The 15,654-nt window shown below is 69.8% G+C and carries 14 protein-coding genes; 7 read left to right on the plus strand and 7 right to left on the minus strand.

Going from position 1 to position 15,654, the window contains the following annotated elements; all coding sequences use genetic code 11:
- Nucleotides 1-6: 6 nt before the first annotated feature.
- Both IM708_RS01665 and IM708_RS01670 read right to left on the minus strand, forming a co-directional pair.
- The gene (locus IM708_RS01665) at nucleotides 7-606 is read right to left on the minus strand and encodes a TRAP transporter small permease subunit (protein WP_209424559.1); all 600 of its coding nucleotides are present in this window, start codon (nucleotides 604-606) and stop codon (nucleotides 7-9) included.
- A 144-nt stretch (nucleotides 607-750) separates the two neighbouring features.
- A complete protein-coding gene (locus tag IM708_RS01670; RefSeq protein ID WP_245242919.1) occupies nucleotides 751-1,836 on the minus strand; it encodes a TRAP transporter substrate-binding protein in 1,086 nt (361 codons plus the stop codon).
- A 170-nt stretch (nucleotides 1,837-2,006) separates the two neighbouring features.
- Here IM708_RS01670 and IM708_RS01675 point away from each other — a divergent pair, with 170 nt between their 5' ends.
- From IM708_RS01675 to IM708_RS01685, 3 genes are all read left to right on the plus strand, one after another.
- A complete protein-coding gene (locus tag IM708_RS01675; RefSeq protein ID WP_209424560.1) occupies nucleotides 2,007-3,128 on the plus strand; it encodes a pyridoxal phosphate-dependent aminotransferase in 1,122 nt (373 codons plus the stop codon).
- Nucleotides 3,129-3,209: 81 nt separating this feature from the next.
- Nucleotides 3,210-3,695, plus strand: coding sequence for a PaaI family thioesterase (locus IM708_RS01680; RefSeq protein WP_209424561.1), 486 nt, complete (start codon nucleotides 3,210-3,212; stop codon nucleotides 3,693-3,695).
- A gap of 2 nt (nucleotides 3,696-3,697) precedes the next feature.
- The gene (locus IM708_RS01685; protein WP_209424562.1) at nucleotides 3,698-4,153 is read left to right on the plus strand and encodes a DUF3237 domain-containing protein; all 456 of its coding nucleotides are present in this window, start codon (nucleotides 3,698-3,700) and stop codon (nucleotides 4,151-4,153) included.
- Between the two features lie 362 nt (nucleotides 4,154-4,515).
- Here the strand turns inward: IM708_RS01685 and IM708_RS01690 are convergent, their stop codons facing one another.
- Together IM708_RS01690 and IM708_RS01695 are read right to left on the minus strand one after the other, a co-directional pair.
- On the minus strand, nucleotides 4,516-5,592 hold the full coding sequence (locus IM708_RS01690) for a DUF2235 domain-containing protein (protein WP_209424563.1): 1,077 nt from the start codon (nucleotides 5,590-5,592) through the stop codon (nucleotides 4,516-4,518).
- Nucleotides 5,589-7,883 (minus strand): xanthine dehydrogenase family protein molybdopterin-binding subunit, encoded by a 2,295-nt coding sequence (locus IM708_RS01695; RefSeq protein WP_209424564.1) that lies wholly within the window; start codon nucleotides 7,881-7,883, stop codon nucleotides 5,589-5,591. The genes IM708_RS01690 and IM708_RS01695 overlap by 4 nt, the downstream gene beginning before the upstream one ends.
- Before the next feature lie 127 nt (nucleotides 7,884-8,010).
- Here IM708_RS01695 and IM708_RS01700 point away from each other — a divergent pair, with 127 nt between their 5' ends.
- Entirely contained in the window at nucleotides 8,011-8,586 is a 576-nt protein-coding gene (locus IM708_RS01700; RefSeq protein WP_209424565.1) for a nucleotidyltransferase family protein, read from the plus strand.
- Between the two features lie 9 nt (nucleotides 8,587-8,595).
- Here IM708_RS01700 and IM708_RS01705 read toward each other — a convergent pair whose 3' ends face one another.
- The gene (locus IM708_RS01705) at nucleotides 8,596-9,756 is read right to left on the minus strand and encodes a type III PLP-dependent enzyme (RefSeq protein ID WP_209424566.1); all 1,161 of its coding nucleotides are present in this window, start codon (nucleotides 9,754-9,756) and stop codon (nucleotides 8,596-8,598) included.
- 148 nt (nucleotides 9,757-9,904) lie between these two features.
- Nucleotides 9,905-11,170 carry an aminotransferase class V-fold PLP-dependent enzyme gene (locus IM708_RS01710; RefSeq protein ID WP_209424567.1) on the minus strand — a complete coding sequence of 422 codons (1,266 nt, stop codon included), beginning with the start codon at nucleotides 11,168-11,170 and terminating at the stop codon, nucleotides 9,905-9,907.
- 138 nt (nucleotides 11,171-11,308) lie between these two features.
- On the opposite strand from IM708_RS01710, the gene IM708_RS01715 reads away from it, so the two are divergent.
- Nucleotides 11,309-12,184 (plus strand): folate-binding protein YgfZ, encoded by an 876-nt coding sequence (locus IM708_RS01715; protein ID WP_209424568.1) that lies wholly within the window; start codon nucleotides 11,309-11,311, stop codon nucleotides 12,182-12,184.
- A 224-nt stretch (nucleotides 12,185-12,408) separates the two neighbouring features.
- Here the strand turns inward: IM708_RS01715 and IM708_RS01720 are convergent, their stop codons facing one another.
- Complete coding sequence (locus tag IM708_RS01720) at nucleotides 12,409-13,335, minus strand: ornithine cyclodeaminase (RefSeq protein WP_209424569.1); 927 nt, start codon at nucleotides 13,333-13,335, stop codon at nucleotides 12,409-12,411.
- A gap of 101 nt (nucleotides 13,336-13,436) precedes the next feature.
- Here IM708_RS01720 and IM708_RS01725 point away from each other — a divergent pair, with 101 nt between their 5' ends.
- Together IM708_RS01725 and IM708_RS01730 are read left to right on the plus strand one after the other, a co-directional pair.
- Entirely contained in the window at nucleotides 13,437-14,102 is a 666-nt protein-coding gene (locus IM708_RS01725) for an SDR family NAD(P)-dependent oxidoreductase (protein WP_209424607.1), read from the plus strand.
- Nucleotides 14,096-15,625 carry a cryptochrome/photolyase family protein gene (locus IM708_RS01730; RefSeq protein WP_209424608.1) on the plus strand — a complete coding sequence of 510 codons (1,530 nt, stop codon included), beginning with the start codon at nucleotides 14,096-14,098 and terminating at the stop codon, nucleotides 15,623-15,625. Before IM708_RS01725 ends, IM708_RS01730 begins: the two co-directional genes overlap by 7 nt.
- The last annotated feature ends 29 nt before the right edge of the window (nucleotides 15,626-15,654 follow it).

Below are 15,654 nucleotides of genomic sequence, written 5' to 3' on the forward strand. Positions count from 1 at the left end.
TCGCGCTCAGCCGGTTCGCGGGCGCGGAAAGCCGAAAAGAAGGGCCGAGACGCGCAGGAACCGGGCCAGCGCGGCAAGGCCGATATAGGCGAAGGCAACGACGATCACGCCCTTGATCGCCCAGCGGTTGGCCAACCCCCCGGGCGCCGAGGAGGTCTCGCCTCGCGTGTAGGAGGCTTCGACGAAGGGCAGGGCATAGGCGATGATCAGGTAGACCATCGGGAAGATCAGCAGGAGGATCGACAGGAATTCGATCCAGGCGCGGGTTCGCGGGCGGAAGTTCGCCGCCAGAAAGTCGACGCGAACATGGGCGTCGTGGAGGATCGCGTAGCCGATCCCGATCATGAAGCCCACGGCGTAGATGTGCCACTGCACCTCTTCGATCCAGATGTAGTTGACACGCAGCGCGTAGCGCATCGTCACGTTCGCGACGATGATCAGCATCAGGATTGCCCAGAGCCAGTTGATCACCCAGGACAGCGCGCCCAGCCCGCTTTCGATCACGTCCGAGACCCGCGTGCGCGGAAAATCCAGCGCATGCGTGCGCGCCGCGGCCTCATCCACCTTGTGCAGGTCCAGTTCGAAAGCGGACTTCTTAGGTGCCATGCAATACCCGCCTCCCCGCGGAGTGCGCGGCGCCCTTCGCCGGTATCCTCGGCCGCCGGGCACGGCGCGGCGTGATAGCGGCGCGCCCCCGGCGGGGGGCGCGCCATCCTGCGGACGCCGGGGCGCAAGCGCCCCGCGCCGCGTTTACTCGCCGATGCGGGTCTGCCAGTCGCGCGGCAGGTAGCCCTGTTCCTTCCAAGGCCGCAGCTCGGCCTGGTAGTCCATCATCGAGCTGTAGACCTTGCCGAACATCTCGTCCTGTTCGGACCAGCGGCCCAGCACCGTGTTCGCCGCCTCGCGGAAGGCCGCGATCTGCTCTTCGGAATAGGTGCGCACGTTGGTGCCGCGCTCTTCAAAGCTGGTGATGATCGCGCCCTGCAGCGCTTCGGCGCGGGCGATGGCATAGGCGTTGCCGGCCATGCAGGCCATGTTGAACACGGCTTGCGTCTGCTCGCTCAGCCCGTTCCAGACGTCGAGGTTGACGTAGAGGAACTGGTTGGTCGAGGGCTGGTGCCAGCCGGGCAGATAGAGGTAATCGGCGACCTGATAGAAGCCGAGCTGTTCATCGACCGTCGGCAGCGAGAATTCGGTGCCGTCCAGCGTGCCGGTTTCGAGCGCCTGGTACAGCTCGCCGCCGGGCAGCAGCGTCACCGACATGCCGAATTCCTGGAAGATCTCGCCGCCGACGCCGGCGGCACGGAAGCGCAGGCCCCGAAGATCCTCGACGTTGTTCATTTCGCTGCGGAACCAGCCGGCGGTCTCGGGGCTGATCGTGCCGCAGAGGATCGGATGGACGTTGTAGGGGTGGAAGGTCTCTTCCAGCAGTTCCTGCCCACCGTGATGCGTCATCCAGGCCAGGAATTCGATCGATTCCAGACCGAAGGGCGTGGCGCCGAAGAGGGCGGCGGCCGGAACGGTGCCCCATTCATAGCCCATCCAGCTGTAGCCGGCGTCGATATTGCCCTCCGACACGTTCTCGAAGATCGAGAGCGCGGGAATGACCGTGCCGGGTTCGGCGACGCGCAGATCGATCGCGCCGTCCGTCGCCGCGCGCAACTGGTCGGCGACCCAAGGCATGGTGTCGCCCAGTGCGGTCAGCGTCGAGGCGAACGACATCGGCACCTGCCAGCGTACGCGGTCCAGCGCGTCGGCGGCCGAGGCGCTGGCCATGAAAGCAAGCGCGCCGATCGCGGCCGCGCTGCCCAGAAAGTGCGTTCTTGTAGGTTTCATCTGATTCCTCCCCATCGTTGTGGTAAGATTACTTGGCCAATTCCGCGCTGCAAAGCAACCTTTCATTCCGGCCCAGCAAGATAAATACCCGATCGCAGGGACATTGCACGGGATTCTTTCGCGCCCGCTTGCGGCTTGTCGAGCGCCCCGGTTTCGGCGACAAGAACGTCATGCAGACACCTCGATACACACGCCTCGTCCAGTCGTTGCCCGCCACCGTGCCCTTCGTCGGGCCCGAAACGCAGGAGCGGCTGAGCGGCTTGCCCTTCGTTGCGCGGCTGGGGGCGAACGAGAACGGTTTCGGCCCGTCCCCGCAGGCGATCAGGGCGATGGCCGACGCCGCGCCGGAGCAGTGGAAGTATGGCGACGCGCAAAGCCACGACCTGAAGGCGGCGCTGTCGGCGCATCTGGGGCTGCGTCCCGCGCAGATCATCGTGGGCGAGGGGATCGATGGTCTGCTGGGTTATCTGGTGCGCCTGCTGGTCGAGCCGGGCGATGCGGTCGTCACCTCGGACGGGGCTTATCCGACGTTCAACTACCACGTCGCGGGGTTCGGCGGCGTGCTGCACAAGGTTCCCTACGCCGGCGATTTCGAGGATCCGGCCGCGCTGTTCGCCCGCGCGCGCGAAACCGGCGCGAAGCTGGTCTATCTGGCCAACCCCGACAACCCGATGGGGAGCGCCCATGCCGGCGCGGCGATCGAGAAGGCGCTCGATGATCTGCCCGACGGCACGCTTCTGGTGCTGGACGAGGCCTATATCGAATTCGCCCCCGCGGGCACTGCGCCGCGGATCGATCCCGACGATCCGCGCGTGATCCGCTTCCGCACCTTTTCGAAAGGCTATGCACTGGCCGGGGCACGGGTCGGCTACGGGCTGGCGGCGCCGGGGCTGATCGCGGCCTTCGACAAGGTGCGCAACCATTTCGGCATGAACCGCGCGGCGCAGATCGCCGCGCTCGCGGCCCTGCAGGATCAGGACTGGCTGGCGCAGGTCGTGGCAAGGGTCGCGGACAGCCGCGACCGCCTGGCGCGGATCGCCGCGGAGAACGGGCTGCGGGCGCTGCCGTCGGCTACGAACTTCGTTGCCATCGACTGCGGCGGCGACGGCGAATTCGCCCGCGCCGTGCTGGCGGCGCTGGTGGCGCGCGGGGTGTTCATCCGCATGCCCTTCGTCGCGCCGCAGGACCGCTGCATCCGCGTCAGCTGCGGCCCCGAGGACGAGGTCGCGGCTTTCGCCGCCGCCCTGCCCGCGGCCCTGGCCGAGGCGCGCGAAAAGACCCCGCACGCGTGACGCGGCGTCGAAAGCGCAGCTTCCGGGTTGGTGCCCGCCGCGCCGGGCGCTAGCCTGCCGCCATCGAAAGCCGAGGATCAAATGCCCGACCAGTTTGTTGCCCGAACCCCCGAAGACCTTGCCGATCCCGCCGCGCTGCGCGGGATAAGCGGGCTCGATTTCATCCGCGCGATCTTCGACGGGCGGATCGGCGGTGCGCCGATTGCCGGGCTGATGCACTTTCGCCTGCGGCTGGTCGAGGAGGGGCGCGTGGTCTTCCGCGGCGCGCCGGCTTTCGAGCATCTGAACCCGATGGGCGGGGTGCACGGGGGCTGGTACGGCACGATCCTCGATTCGGCGCTGGGCTGCGCGGTGGCGACGATGCTGCCGGCGGGGCGCGGCTACACGACGCTGGAATACAAGGTCAACATCACCCGCGGCCTGTCCATCGGCACCGAGGTCGATTGCGAGGCGCGGGTCAGCCACGTCGGCCGCACCACTGGCGTCGCCGAGGGGTCGATCCGCGGGGTCGCGGACGGCAAGCTTTATGCGACCGGGTCGACCACCTGCCTGGTGCTGGGGGGCTGAGGGTGACGGCGCCGACGCCGATGCCGATGCCGACCGCCCCGGGGCTGGAGTTCGTGGCCCGGCTGCGGGTGACGGTCGCCCCGGCCGTGCCGCTGGGTCCGGTCGATGGCGGGCAGCGGGTGATGATCCCGATCACCGGCGGCACCGTCGCGGGGCCGCGGCTTTCGGGCGTCGTCTTGCCGGGCGGGGCGGATTGGGCGACGCGGCGGGCGGACGGCACGTCGCGCGTCTGGGCGCGGTATGCGCTGCGACTGGAGGACGGGACGGTTCTGGGCGTCACCAATGCCGGGATCGTGGGCGCGGCGATCGCGGGGCGGCGCGAGGGCCGGACGCGGTGCGAGTTCGAGGCGCCGGACGGGCCGCATGGCTGGCTGCGCGATGCGATGATCCTGGGGGTGTTGACCCTGGGTCCCGAGGCGCCGGATTGCGTGATGCTGGCGTTCTGGCGGGTGGTTTGAGGCCGGGTCGCGGTGTCGCTGCGGTGGGGCGAGACCCCGGAAAAGCGCGGGTGCTCGCGCGCGAGCGTTTCTTCAAGCCGTTGAGATATAGCCAGAAAATGACGAAATTAACCGCAATGAAACTTTCTGCATAGTGCGCCGAAGTGGCAGTGGGGTGGCACCTGAGGGCATCAGCTATGCGGGTCGGGTTCTTCCGTCAAGGCGCTGACAGGTGACCCGTTCCAGCCGATTGCGCCGGCCATTTTACCGCTGCGGGAAGGCGTTTCGGGGGTGCTGGCAAACGTATGGCTGGCGTATGGCTGGCGTATGGCAAACGTATGGCAGCTGGCTGGCAGCTTGCCGGCAGGACCAGGGTGCGGCGCTCAGCCGCCTGGCGCCAGGGGGTCGAGGGTATGGTCGGGATCGGCCAGGCGCAGGGCGGTGGGGTGAACACGCTCGGACGGGTCGGCGCCGACCACGCGCGCGCGCCGGTTCAGGAACAGCCGCGCCCAGCCGTGCAGGTTGCCGCGCATCGGCGCGCGCGGGTCGCAGGGGAAGCGTCCGCGCCAGCCATCGGGCAGGGGCAAACCCTCGCCCCCGGCGCGGCGCAGCATCCAGACCAGCGGGATATGCGCCAGCGGCAGGGGCGCGGTCAGCCCTTCCATCTTGCCGCCGATGTCGGAATGCGCGCCGCGAAACCACACCTGCTCGACCCGGTTCAGGGGCGTGGGCGGGCGGCGCGTCTCCCACAGGACCGGCGTGTAGGCGACGCGGGTCTCATTCAGCGCCAGCGCCTGGCAGCCGTGGCGGATGGTCGGGCCCAGCCGGTGGTCGTGGAAGGCATGCGCCGGTTCGGACCAGCGGCGCACGCCGGGCAGGGTGACCCCCAGCGCCTTGACGGTATCGAAGACCCCGACGAAGTCGACCGTCAGGCCGGGGTGGGCGTAGGCGGCACGAAACGCGGCGCGGGCGGCGTCGGGTTCCTCCATCCGGTAGTGGCGGTAGGCGGTGCGGATCGCGCGCACCGTCGCTTCCTCGGCGCGTAGCAGGCCCACGCGGTCGATCATCCCGGCGAGCGAGCGCACGGCGAAGGCCCCGCGCGAGAATCCGAACAGGAAGATCCGGTCGCCGGGTCGGTAGCGCGAGGCCAGAAAGCCGTAGGCGCGCCGGATCTGCCGGTTGATGCCGCGCCCCAGCGCGACGTCGCTGACCTCGCGCCAGCGGGTCATCTGGATGCCTTCCTCGTAGAACATCGACAGCCGCGCGGGCTCGGCAATCTCGCGCAGCAGGTGGTAGATCCGCCCGATATGCGTGAGCCACGGCTCCTCAAGCGAGCAGAGCGTGCCGTCGAGCAGGATCACATGCGTGACCGATCCGCGCGCATGGCCGGGATCGGGCGTATGGGCGTGATCGGGGTGCGGATGCGCGAGGCGAACCTGCCCCGCCCGACGCGCGGTCATCCCGGCGCGCGGCCCTCGGCGGCCTGCAGCCAGGACCAGACGCGCGCGGGCGTCAGCGGCATGTCGACCTGACGCACGCCGCGCGTCCACATCGCATCCAGCGCGGCATTGGCGATGGCCGGCAGCGCGCCGACGGTGCCGGCCTCGCCGCAGCCCTTCATGCCCATCGGGTTGTAGGTCGACGGGGTCGGCACGCTTTCGAAGGTGACGAAGGGCAGGTCGGTCGCGCGCGGCATGGCGTAGTCCATGAAGCTGCCGGTCAGCAGCTGCCCGTCGGCGTCAAAGCGCATGTCCTCGCAGACCGCCTGTCCGAAGCCCTGCGCGACGCCGCCGTGGACCTGCCCGATGGCCAGCGCCGGGTTCATCAGGTTGCCGAAATCGTCCACCGCCAGGTAGCGGTCGAGGGTCAGCGCGCCGGTCTCGGGGTCGATCTCGACCTCGCAGAGATGAACGCCGTTGGGGAAGGACCGGCCGGGCAGCTTGGCGCGCGTCGCGTGCCGCAGAATGTCGTCGCGGCCGTGTTCGCGGGCGAGATCCGCGGCCTCGATCAGGGTCGGGCGGCGGTTGGAGTTCGGCGCGTGGAAGTTGCCGTCCTCGAAATCGAAGGGGCCGGCGTCGAGGGTGTCTTCGAGGAAGGTCGCGAAGCTGGCGACCATCTGCTCGGCCAGCGCATGGGTGGCGAAGGTCTGCACCGTGACCGAGCGCGAGCCGCCGGTGCCGCCGCCGCGCGCGATGCGGTCGGTGTCGCCCTGCACGACCTCGATGCGGTCCTCGTCGATGCCGGTCAGGCCGGAGAGGTAGCGGGCATAGACCGTCTCGTGCCCCTGGCCGTTCGACTGGGTGCCGACATAGAGGGTGACGCCGCCGTCGTCGGCAAATTCGACCGTCGCGCCCTCGGAATCGTCGCCGAGGATCGATTCGATGTAGAAGGCGAGGCCGAGGCCGCGCAACCGGCCCTGGGCCGCGCTTTCGGCGCGGCGGGCGTCGAAGCCGGCGATATCGCCCAGCTCCTCGGCCCGCGACAGCACGCGGGCGAAATCGCCCACGTCGTAGGTCACCTCCATCGGCGTGGTGTAGGGGAAGGCATCGGGGGCGATCAGGTTGCGGCGGCGGAGGTCGACGGGCGACAGGCCCAGTTCGCGCGCGGCCAGGTCCATCGTGCGTTCCAGCGCGGTGATCGATTCAGGCCGGCCTGCGCCGCGATAGGCGTCGACGGGGGTGGTGTTGGTGTAGATCCCCTGCGCGGTCAGCAGCGCGCAGGGGATGTCGTAGACCCCGGTCAGCACCTTCGAGAAAAGCTCGGACTGGATGTTCTGGCCGAACTGCGAGTTGTAGGCGCCGAGGTTGTAGCGGTTCGTCGCCCGGTAGCCGAGGATGCGGTGATCGGCGTCGAAGGCCAGCTCGGCGGTGGTTTCCAGATCGCGGGCGCCGTTGTCGGCCAGCATCGATTCGCCCCGGTCGGGGACCCAGGCGACGGGGCGACCGAGCGCGCGGGCGGCCTGGGCGAGGGCGACATGTTCGGGGTAGATCATCACCTTCATGCCGAAGCCGCCGCCGACATCGGGGGTGGTGACGCGCACGGCTTCCGGGTCCAGCCCCAGCGTCTTGGCCAGTTCGCGCTTCATGTTCCAGACGCCCTGGCCATTGAAGGCGAAATGCAGGCGTTCGCCGTCCCACTCGGCGAAGGCCACGCGCGGCTCCAGGCTGGCGGCGGTGACGCGGTTCTGGCGCAGGGTCAGGCGGGTGACATGGGCGGCGCGGGCGAAGGCGGCCTCGACCGCCGCCGCGTCGCCCTTCTGCCAGTCGACCGCCAGGCGGTCGGACATGTCGGGGTGGATCGGCGCGCCGGCGGGGTCCAGGTCCAACTCGGCCTCCAGCGCGTCGATGTCGAGCATGATCGCCTCGGCCGCGTCCAGTGCCCGGGTGCGGCTGTCGGCGACGACCAGCGCGATCGGCTCGCCCAGATGGCGCACGATCTCGCGCGCCAGCGCCGGGCGGTGCGGGGTGGCGCCCTGCCGGCCGCGCGGGTCCTTGGCGGCGACCGCCCAGATCGTGTCGGTGACGCCGGCGTCCTCCAGGTCGTCCCAGGTCCAGATGCCGGCGACGCCCGGCATGTCGCGCGCCTCGGCGGTGTCCAACTCGGTGATCCGACCATGCGCGACGGGCGTGCGCAGGAAAACGGCGCTGAGCGTCCCCTCGGGCAGGATGTCGCCCAGGTAGCGCCCGCGCCCGGTCAGGAACCGGATATCCTCGTTCCGCGTGCCGCCTTGCGATTGTCCGAATGCCCGCATGTGACTCCCCTTGTTGTCGCGGCGGAGGATAGCGGCGCGACCGGCAGGGGCAAGGGGGCGGAGCCCAGGCGGGTCCGGGGCGGTTGAGGGGATTGGAGGGCCGGGGGATTTCTGCAAGGGTCGGGGCATGGCGGCCGACGAATCCCCTGCGATTGTGCGCCTGCTCAGGCAGGACGCTTTGCGCTGGGAAGTGCTGGGTCACGTGGCGGATATGGATCTGCCCGAGGGGTGCGTTGGTGCGGGTTTCGTGCGCAACCTTGTCTGGGACCATTTCCACGAGCGGCGTAGCGATTGCCGGGTGGAGGATATCGATGTCCTCTATTTCGATCGCTCCAGGACCGGCGCGGAGGAAGATGCCGAACTGGAAGAGGCCCTGCGCCATCGCGCGCCGGACTTCAAGTGGTCGGTCCGCAATCAGGCCCGAATGCACCTGCGGAATGGGGATGATCCCTACGGCTCGGTCGAAGATGCCATGCGGTACTGGCCGGAAACGGCGACGGCGGTGGCCGCGCGGCGGGTGGGCGCGGACTGCATCCTCATCGCGCCCTTCGGGACCGAGGATCTGATGCGGATGATCCTGCGGCCGACATCCGACGCGGCGCACAAGCTGGCGGCGTTCGACGCGCGGCAGCACGACAGGAAATGGCGCCAGCGATGGCCCGACATGCGGGTGGCCGCGCCGTCCGATAGCCCCTGTCAATAGGGAAGGGGTCTACGGTTCCAGCGTCAGGGCCATTTCCAGCGCCAGCGCGCCGAAACCGTTGAAGCGGGTGTTGGTCGGCACCGAATAGGCGCCCATGCCCTGCACCAGCAGGTAGTCGCCCTCGGCCAGGTCCTCGGGCAGGGCGATTTCGCCGGGCAGGCGGTCGACGCTGTCGCAGGTCGGGCCGAAGACGATGCGGCGCTGCGGCTCGCCGGTGCGCGGGGTGCCGTCGGGGGCGTAGGCGCGGATGCGGTCCAGCGCGCCCATCAGCGGCAGTTCCGCCATCGCGCCGTAGATCCCGTCGTTGAGGAAGACATGCAGCCCGTCGCGCACCGCCTTCACCTGCGCCAGCAGGGCGACCGCATCGGCCACCAGCCCGCGGCCCGGCTCGCAGACCAGCGCCGGGGCGTCGTCGCCGAAAACCTCGGCGGTGGTCCGGTCGATCAGGTGGAAGATCGCCGAGAGCGAGGGCATCTCGGCGCGGATCCGGTGCGAAGGGAAGCCGCCGCCGACATTCAGCCGGGCGATGGTCGTGCCGGCGCCGTCGGCGATGCGGCGGGCGGCATGGATATAGGCCTCCCACGCGGCGGGGTCGGTGCACTGGGTGCCGGGGTGGAAGGTCAGCGAGGGGACAAAACCCTGCGCCGCGATCCGGTGCAGGATCTCGGTCGCCAGATCCTCGGTCGCGCCGAACTTGGCGCCGAAATCGTAGACCGCCCCGGCGACCGGCAGCTTGAAGCGCGCGGTGATCTCGACCCGGTCGCCGCGGCCGTTGACCAGCGGCACGCGGGCCAGGAGCTTGTCGAGCTCGCTCAGCGAATCGACGGAATAGGACAGCACGTCGCCGGCGACGCCTGCCGCGATCTCGTGATCGGCGCGCACGGGGTTGTTGAAATGCAGCGCCGCCTGCGGGACCAGGCGCCGGATCAGGCGGATCTCCTCGGGCGAGGCGACGTCGAAACCGGCCACGCCCGCGGCGGCGAGGTTGACGATCACCGCTTCCTCGGGGTTGGCCTTGACCGCGTAGGTGACGAAGCCCGGAAAGCCCGTCAGGAAGCGTTGCGCCTGCGCCTGCAGGGCCGCCGGCGACAGAAACATCACCGGATCGCGCGGCGCCATCGTCCGCAGGTAGTCGACGGGATCCGCCCAGATGGTCTGCGTGATGCCCATGCCCATGCTCCCCATGCCAACCCTGCCGTGCCCCGGTCTGGCCGGACGGCCTCCCGGGGTCTGCCGGGTCAGGATCGCGCATATAGAACCGAATGACACCCCGGAAAAGAGGGTTTCGACGCGTTTTTTTCCACGCCGGGCCCGACTTTTAGACGCTCGGGCCGACGCGTTCGCGCACTGGTGCCTCGCGGGCCGGCGCAACCCTGGCGGGTGCCGGGTCGCCGGCCAGCGCCCGCGTCGCCGCCGCCAGTGCGCCCGCGCCATGTTCGATTCCCAGCGCCTCCATCCCCGCCTGCATTACCGACAGCGCGCCCAGGACCATATGCGCGTTGACATGGCCCATATGCGCCAGCCGGAAGTAGGCGTCGGCCTCGGGCGTGCCGGGTTCGGCCATGCCCAGGCCGATGCCCAGGGTCAGCCCGGCCTCGTGCTCGCACCAGCGGCGCAGGCGGGTGCCGTCGGGGCTGTTCAGGCGCATCGCAGTGACCGCGTGGGCGCGCGCGGCGGGATCGGCGATGTTCAGCCGGAACGCGCCTTGACGCGCCCACCCCTCGCCCGCCGCCCAGACCGCGCGGGCCAGCCGGGCGTGGCGGGACCAGGCGGCCTCTATCCCTTCCTCGTGGACCAGCATGTCGAGCGATTCGCGCAGGCCGAAAAGGTGATGCGTGGGCGCGGTACCGCCGAAATACTGGTAGAACGCCTCGGCCAGGGCGCGCTTTTCCCAGTCCCAGTAGGGGGTGCGCAGATCGGCGCCGCGCCCGGCCGCCAGCGCGCGGTCGGAAAACCAGACGAAGGCCAGGCCCGGCGGCACCATCAGCCCCTTCTGGCTGGCCGCGATGGTGACATCGACGCCCCAGTCGTCCATGCGAAACTCGTCGCAGCCCAGCGAGGCGATGCAATCCGCCAGTAGAAGCGCGGGGTGGTTCAGGTCGTCCAGCACCCGCCGGATCGCGGGGATGTCGTTGCGCGCGCTGCTGGCGGTATCGACATGGGTCAGCGCGACGGCCTTGATGCGGTGGTCGCGGTCGGCCGCCAGCGCGGCGGCGACGCGGTCGGGATCGGCGGGCCCGGCGCGGCCGAAATCCAGCACCTCTACCTCGATCCCCATGGCGTGCATCGATTCCGCCCAGCCGATCCCGAACCGCCCGGTCGCCAGCACCAGCGCCTTGTCCCCGCGCGAGAAGAGGTTGGCATTCACCGCCTCCCAGCCGCCGTGGCCGTTGGCGATATAGAGCGCGACATGATGCCGGGTGCGCGCCACGGCCTTCAGGTCGGGCCAAAGCGTCTCGACCATGTCGGGTAGCTTGCCCTCGTAGATGTTGGGCGCGGGGCGGTGCATCGCTGCCAGCACCCGGTCGGGCACGACCGAGGGGCCGGGGATCGCCAGATACGGCCGACCGTGGGCAAGCGACATGGGGAACTCCTGCACCTGTGCAATTTTGCAGGCACATTAGGGCCGCCCCCCGGCGCGGTCAATCGCTGCGGGCAGCGGTCGGGCGGGGGCTTTGCGCGCGCCCGGTCGGGGTTATATCCTGTGCGAAAGGAGGCCCCGATGACCGCACCCGTGCCCGCGACAAATCCGCCCGCGACAGAGTTGACCGGGACTGACCGGCCTGCGACGGACGCGCCCGTCGCGCTCGATCCCGCCGCCCGTTACGCACCGGACCCCGCGCGCGCGATCCTGCGCGTCACCGGCCCCGACCGGATCGCCTTTCTGCAGGGGATGGTCACGCAGGACGTGAACCGCCTGCCGGACCACGGCATCCTCTATGCGGCGCTGCTGACGCCGCAGGGGAAATACCTGGCCGATTTCTTCCTGGTGGCCGCGGACGCGGCGGTGCTGGTCGACGTGGCCGGGGATCTGGCCGACGACCTGCAGCGCCGTCTGACGATGTACAAGCTGCGCTCGAAGATCACGCTGGAGCGCGTCGATCTGCCGGTAACGCGCGGCATCGGCCCCGCGCCCGAGGGTGCGTTGCCCGACCCGCGCGATCCCTCGCTGGGCTGGCGGCTTTACGGCGCGGCGCTGAACCAGGGCGAGGCGCCCGACTGGGACGCGCTGCGCATCGCCGCCCGCGTGCCCGAAACCGGCCGTGAGTTGCAACCGAACGAGAGTTTCATCCTCGAACTGGGCTTCGAGCGGCTGAACGGCGTCGATTTCCGCAAGGGCTGCTACGTCGGGCAGGAGGTCACCGCCCGGATGCGCCACAAGACCACCCTGCGCAAGGGGCTGGTGCGCGTGCGCCTCGACGGGCCCGCTGAATCGGGAACCGAGCTTCTGACCGAAGACGGCAAGCCCGCCGGCACCCTGCACACCGTCGCCGGCGATCGCGGCCTCGCCTGGTTGCGTTTTGACCGCGCGGCGGGCGGGCTGACCGCCGGGGCGGCGCGGGTGACCGCCGATCTGGACTCTGTCGCCGGCGGGTAGACCGGCATCCGCAGGACACCGCGCTTGCGATCGGCGACCACCGTTGCCGACCGTTGGAAGGCCTGCACGGCGATCTTGGCGCGCGTCACCGCAGACGCCGGGAAAGGGGTTAAGAAAAGATTGTGCTCACGACTTATATCGAGCCTTTACAGCGGTTTGATTGATTGTCCGCTAGCGGACCGTCTTGCCAGTGACCCGAAAACCGCCTAATCGGAAACGTTTGGTCAGGCCTGCGCCGCCTGCCACCGCGTCAGGATCATCCGCGCGGTCATCAGGTCCAGATGCGCGCCGCCGCCGTTCTTGAAGAGCGTGATCTCCTCGTCCGACCGCCGCCCTGCCTGCTCCGTCACCAGGTCGTGGAAGTCGCCCAGAACGTCCGCCTCGCCGATCACCCCCGCCGCCATCGGGATCGTCAACTCGCCGATATGGCCGACGGTCGTCGCGCGGCTGTCGACGAAGATCCGCGACCGGGTCAGGGCGTCGTCGTCGGCCTCGCGCATCTCGGGCGTAAAGGCCCCGATCAGGTCGAGATGCTGCCCCGGCTGCAGCCACCCGCCCCGCAGGATCGGCGTGCGCGCCATGGTGCAGGTGGCGACGATCTCGGCCGCCTTCACCGCCGCTTCCAGGTCGGTCGCCGTGCGCGTGCCGGGATAGCGCGCGGCCAGCGCCTCGGCCTGTTCCGGTCGGCGCGCCCAGACGGTGACATCCAGCCCCTCGATCAGCGCGCCATACGCCTCGATCAGCGAGGCTGCGACCGTGCCCGCACCCACGATCAGCAGCCGCTTCGCGTCCTTGCGCGCCAGCCGCCGAGCGCCCAGCAGCGAATCCCCCGCCGTCTTCCAGCGCGTGACCAGCGCGTTGTCGATCACCGCTTCGACTTGGCCGGTGGTGTCGTCGAAGACCAGCATCGCGCCGTGGATGCTGGGCCGCCCGGCGGCGGGGTTGCCGGGAAAGACCGTGACCGACTTCACGCCAACCCCCAGCCCGTCGATCCAGGCCGCCCGCGACAGCAACCGGTCGTCGCCGCGCGCCAGCAGCACGTCGCGCAGGTCGGCGGGCGCCATCCGGTGCCCCGCGATCATGGCGTCGGTCAGCGCGACCCAGTCCATCAGCGGGTCGCATTCGGCGGCGGTCAGGTAGGGTATCGACATGCGCTCCTCCGTTTCCGGCACCCTGTGACGCGGCCCGCGCGCTGTCAATCGCTGGACCCGCGCGCGCCGCCCGCTACCTCTCGCGCGACGACGAAGGAGGCATCATGCGGGTTCTGATCATCGGCGCATCGGGCGGGATCGGCGCGGCCCTGGCGACCGAGGCCGAGGCGCGTGGGGCCGAGGTCACGCGCCTGTCGCGGCGCATCGACGGGCTGGACGTGACCAGCGAGGCCAGCGTCGCGGACCATCTGGGCCGATTGAAGGGCGCGTTCGACGCGATCTGGGTGGCGACCGGCGCGCTGGAGATTGGCGCGCATGGTCCCGAAAAGGCGCTGCGCGACCTCTCGCCCGACGCCCTCGCCCAGCAGTTCGCGCTGAACGCCACGGGCCCGGCGCTGGTGCTGAAGCACGCCGCGCACCTGCTGCCGCGCCGGGGTCGCCCCACCTTTGCGGCGCTGTCGGCGCGCGTGGGTTCCATCGGCGACAACCGGGCAGGGGGGTGGTACGCCTACCGCGCGTCGAAGGCCGCGCTCAACCAGATCGTCCGCTGCGCCGCGATCGAACTGGGGCGCACGCACCGCGATCTGATCTGCGTCGCGCTGCATCCGGGCACCGTGGCGACCCCGTTTACCGAGAAATACCTCGGCCGCCACCCGGCCGTACCGCCGCAGGAGGCCGCGCAGAACCTCTGGTCGGTCCTCGACGGGCTGACGCCCGCACAGACCGGAGGGTTCTACGACTGGGCCGGCAAGGAGGTCGCCTGGTGAGCCGGCTGGTCTTGGTCCTGGGCGACCAGCTGACGCGGGGCGCGGGCGCCCTGGCGCGGGCCGACAAGGGCCGCGATCTGGTGGTCATGGCCGAGGTGATGGATGAGGCGACTTATGTACGCCACCATCCGAAGAAGATCATCCTGGTGCTGTCGGCAATGCGCAAGTTCGCCGCCGCGCTGGAAGGGGACGGATGGCGCGTGGCCTACACGAAACTCGACGCGGAGGCGAACACCGGCTCCCTCAGCGGTGAGCTTTTGCGCCGCGCCGAGGCGGAGGCGACCGACCGCGTGCTTGTCACCCAGCCCGGCGAGTGGCGGTTGCGCCAGGCGCTCGACGATCTGCCTCTGAAGGTCGAGGTCGTGCCCGACGACCGCTTCCTCTGCCCGCCCGAGGTCTTTGCCGATTGGGCCAAGGGGCGCAAGGCGATGCGGATGGAGCATTTCTACCGGATGATGCGCCGCCGCACCGGCTATCTGATGGCGGGTGACGACCCGGCGGGGGGCAAGTGGAACTTCGACCACGACAACCGCAAACCGGCGCGCGACGACCTGCTGCGCGCGGTGCCCCTGAAGCACGACCACTGCGAGGTGACACGGGAGGTCGTCGCGCTGGTCAAGGAGCGCTTCGGCGACCACTTCGGCGCGCCCGAGCCGTTCTGGTTCGCCACCGACCGGAAGGGCGCGCGCGCCTGCCTGCAGGACTTCGTGAGGAACCACCTGCCGGATTTCGGCACCTATCAGGACGCGATGCTGGCGGGCGACCCGTTCCTGCACCACGCGCTGATCGCGCCCTACCTGAACCTCGGCCTGCTGACCCCGGCCGAGGTCTGCGACGCGGCGCAGGCGGCCCATGACGCCGGCGACGTGCCGATCAACTCGGCCGAGGGGTTCATCCGGCAGATCCTTGGCTGGCGCGAATACGTGCGGGGGATCTACGACCTGCATGGGCCCGGCTATGTTGACCAGAACGCACTGGGGCACAAGCGCGCGCTGCCGGGCTTCTACTGGGACGGCGAGACCGACATGGCCTGCGTCAAGGCGGTGGTCGACGAGACCCGCGAACATGCCTACGCGCACCACATCCAGCGGTTGATGATCACCGGCAACTTCGCGCTGCTGGCTGGCGTCGACCCGGCGCAGGTCCACGACTGGTACCTTTCGGTCTACGCCGACGCCTACGAATGGGTGGAGGCGCCGAACACCATCGGCATGTCGCAATTCGCCGACGGGGGTGTGCTGGCTTCGAAGCCCTACGCCTCCTCGGGCGCCTATATCGACCGGATGTCGGACTACTGCGGCACCTGCGCCTACAGCGTGAAGGACAAGACCGGCGACCGGGCCTGCCCGTTCAACCTGCTCTACTGGCACTTCCTGGAGCGCCACCGGGACCGGTTCGAACGCAACCCCCGCATGGCGCAGATGTACCGCACCTGGGACCGGATGGATACGGAACGGCGCAAGACCGTCCTGTGCGAGGCGGATAACTTCCTGCGACGGCTGGCGGCGTCCGGTCGGGTTTGAGAGGGGATCAGACGGGGCGCAGCGCTTTC

This window comes from Pararhodobacter sp. SW119, assembly GCF_017811755.1.
Classification (GTDB): domain Bacteria; phylum Pseudomonadota; class Alphaproteobacteria; order Rhodobacterales; family Rhodobacteraceae; genus Pararhodobacter.

Coding starts and splice junctions, on each gene's coding strand:
- IM708_RS01665 (WP_209424559.1), bottom strand. CDS start 606: ATGGCACCTAAGAAGTCCGCTTTCGAACTGGACCTGCACAAGGTGGAT.
- IM708_RS01670 (WP_245242919.1), bottom strand. CDS start 1,836: ATGAAACCTACAAGAACGCACTTTCTGGGCAGCGCGGCCGCGATCGGC.
- IM708_RS01675 (WP_209424560.1), top strand. CDS start 2,007: ATGCAGACACCTCGATACACACGCCTCGTCCAGTCGTTGCCCGCCACC.
- IM708_RS01680 (WP_209424561.1), top strand. CDS start 3,210: ATGCCCGACCAGTTTGTTGCCCGAACCCCCGAAGACCTTGCCGATCCC.
- IM708_RS01690 (WP_209424563.1), bottom strand. CDS start 5,592: ATGACCGCGCGTCGGGCGGGGCAGGTTCGCCTCGCGCATCCGCACCCC.
- IM708_RS01695 (WP_209424564.1), bottom strand. CDS start 7,883: ATGCGGGCATTCGGACAATCGCAAGGCGGCACGCGGAACGAGGATATC.
- IM708_RS01700 (WP_209424565.1), top strand. CDS start 8,011: ATGGCGGCCGACGAATCCCCTGCGATTGTGCGCCTGCTCAGGCAGGAC.
- IM708_RS01705 (WP_209424566.1), bottom strand. CDS start 9,756: ATGGGCATCACGCAGACCATCTGGGCGGATCCCGTCGACTACCTGCGG.
- IM708_RS01710 (WP_209424567.1), bottom strand. CDS start 11,170: ATGTCGCTTGCCCACGGTCGGCCGTATCTGGCGATCCCCGGCCCCTCG.
- IM708_RS01715 (WP_209424568.1), top strand. CDS start 11,309: ATGACCGCACCCGTGCCCGCGACAAATCCGCCCGCGACAGAGTTGACC.
- IM708_RS01720 (WP_209424569.1), bottom strand. CDS start 13,335: ATGTCGATACCCTACCTGACCGCCGCCGAATGCGACCCGCTGATGGAC.